The sequence below is a fragment of the Metabacillus fastidiosus NBRC 101226 genome, from assembly GCF_001591625.1.
In the GTDB taxonomy this organism is placed as follows: domain Bacteria; phylum Bacillota; class Bacilli; order Bacillales; family Bacillaceae; genus Metabacillus; species Metabacillus fastidiosus.
Map to the genome: position 1 here is coordinate 1 of NZ_BCVG01000201.1, position 2,449 is coordinate 2,449.

The 2,449-nt window shown below is 36.1% G+C and carries 3 protein-coding genes; 1 reads left to right on the forward strand and 2 read right to left on the reverse strand.

What is annotated here, in order from left to right; translation table 11 throughout:
• Together tnpB and BFA01S_RS21305 are read right to left on the reverse strand one after the other, a co-directional pair.
• Positions 1-1,000 (reverse strand): IS200/IS605 family element RNA-guided endonuclease TnpB (gene tnpB / locus BFA01S_RS21300; protein ID WP_066235615.1); only part of this gene is annotated, 1,000 nt, incomplete at its 3' end.
• 400 nt (positions 1,001-1,400) lie between these two features.
• Positions 1,401-1,943 carry a GrpB family protein gene (locus BFA01S_RS21305; protein WP_066235616.1) on the reverse strand — a complete coding sequence of 181 codons (543 nt, stop codon included), beginning with the start codon at positions 1,941-1,943 and terminating at the stop codon, positions 1,401-1,403.
• 158 nt (positions 1,944-2,101) lie between these two features.
• Here BFA01S_RS21305 and BFA01S_RS23025 point away from each other — a divergent pair, with 158 nt between their 5' ends.
• Positions 2,102-2,269: a hypothetical protein gene (locus tag BFA01S_RS23025; RefSeq protein WP_169800526.1), complete on the forward strand. Its 168-nt coding sequence runs from the start codon at positions 2,102-2,104 to the stop codon at positions 2,267-2,269.
• Positions 2,270-2,449: the final 180 nt, after the last annotated feature.

Consider the following 2,449-nt stretch of genomic DNA (forward strand, 5'->3'; position numbering starts at 1 on the left):
TGGCAAATGTTTTTCCAACAATGACTAATTGTTTTCCGTACCATTTGCATTTGTACTCTAACATCGTTCTGAATTGTGACCAGGATGCTTCACTGATCGCTTTGGCAAGATTTCGATTCTTTAACATGTTACTTATTGACAAATTTTCCATACCGATAATGTCGTGGTTTTTGACAAGTTCAGTTGAAATTTTGTCTAAGTAATCTTTTCGTGCGTTTGCAATTCTTTCGTGGATACGGGCTACTTTGATTTTAGCTTTGTACCAATTAGACCCACCTATCTTTCTTCTGCTCATGATTCGCTGTGCCTTTGCTAATTTTCCTTCTAATATGCGGAAGAATTTAGGATTTGAATAAGTAACTCCGTTAGAAAGAATGGCAAAATCTCTTAGTCCTACATCAATACCAATAGCTGAATTCATTTTAGGCAATTCTGTCACTTCTGTTTCCGTTGCTATGGATACGAAATATTTACCAGAAGGGTTGCGTCTAACGGTTGCACTCATGATTCTTCCTTCCACTTCACGACTTTTCGCAAAACGAATAAAACCTAGTTTCGGCAGCTTGATTTTGTTTTCTGTTACAGCAATATTCCCATTCGTCTGTTTCGTCGTATAAGACTGAACAGGATTTCTTTTCGATTTAAAGCGTGGTTTTTTGTTCTGTTTTTTATAGTATCGACTGTAAGAATCGGCTAAGTTTTCAACCGATTTCTGCAAGGCGATACTATCTACTTCTTTCAGGAAAGAGTAATGCTTTTTTAAATGTGGAAGTGCTTTGACTGTTTCGTATTTGTTTAAGAACTCACCTTTCCAATTGTTGGGCGTAAGCTGACCATTTTGCCTCATTTCTTCGCAAATATACCAGTAAGCATCTTTCTCTTTTTGTTTGTCGAGAAAGAAGTTGAACACAAATCTAGAACAGCCAATCGTTTTATTGATTAATTCTATCTGTTCTTTGTTTGGGTAGATACGAAACTTATAGGCTTTATGGACAATCATTATTTCCACCTCGCTTAATAGAAACATACGTTTCCATTATACTATATGTAGAATGATGTTGGCTACCGCCAACCGACATTCATCTCCCACTTACTCATTGGGCTATACTCTTCCCATTCCTTGAAGTGGGGGCCTTCTGTCGGAAAATGATAAATCCCGCTGCCTGTCTTTGGTCATAGTATGGGGATAATACGTTTCATCAAAATCGCAAAATACGATATAGTACGGATTCTCAACATGTGAAAACAGCTTAAATTTCATTTTTTTATTGAATAGCACTACCAAATCCCTCCAAAGCTAATAAGCTTCATATTAAAGAACTATTACCGCTGCTTTTTGCTTCTGAGTCTTCCTTCCTTACATAACCTTTCTGTCAGCTTCTTATTCATGATACTTTCTTCTATTCCAGAACATCTGTTGGAAAACTTCTGCATAATGCCCACTTTTTCGCTTTCTCTGCTAATTCATTAACAAGCTGCTGCTTTCCAGTTTGATACTCATGATGCTCATTTGGAAACTGTTTTGCTAAGTTTATTTTCAATTCCCCATATCGTTTCGCTTCCGCAGGATTTTCTATTAAGTACTCTTTAAAAGCTAAATGAGTTTTGATATGTTCATTTCCTATTTGAAAGATATGTACATGGTGTGTTCTATCACTCTTTCCTTTTGAGAAATACCTTCTTGCGGCAATTCCATACTCTCCTTTCGCTTCATATCCTAATACGAACATATCGCTATTATATAAATCAACTTTTTCAATATCTTTCACAACAATTAAAATATCTATTATCGGCTTTGCGTAACCTACTGCTCGTATAGAGGTACTACCTATATGAAATATACCAATTAATTCATCTTTAAATATGTCTTTCAACACCGCTTCTTCCTGACTATATAGATTTTCCCAGTTTTCAGTCCAGGCACATATATTAGTTCTTCTCAAAAGTGGTCCTCCTTTTTATCCGTAACCTTCTTATTTTACAATCCTTAAGGCAGCAAATCCAACAGTGCTTAAATTCCAAAATCCGATATCAAAGAAAGTTCCCTTTCACATCAATTTCACTTACAATGGTGTAAAAGCCCGAGAAATGGGGGATTCACATGAGATGCGGAGCAAAATGCTTTGTCGTTGAAATGGAGATAAAGGGTGAAAAGCAAATCAAGTCAGTCACTGCGAGAACACCGGTAGGCGCAAGAAAAACTATCCGAGGAGAATACGGAACAGAGGCTCATATATTATCTGTTATAGAAGAGAAAAAGAAATCATAATCCCGGTCAATGTCATGAACACTGGAAAGAACGAGTGTTTAACCGTCTTTCAGGCACTTTTTTTACAGATTCAATATTGGTGAGTTCAGCTTGTGCAAAATGATAGAAAGCTAAAAAGATTAGTTCACTTTTTAAAATTAATATAAAAAGGGGTTGTCCGATAAGTCCCTAATAAATTTT

Excerpts from the sequence above, each read along its gene's own strand:
- BFA01S_RS23025 (WP_169800526.1), top strand. The coding sequence starts at position 2,102 with ATGAGATGCGGAGCAAAATGCTTTGTCGTTGAAATGGAGATAAAGGGT.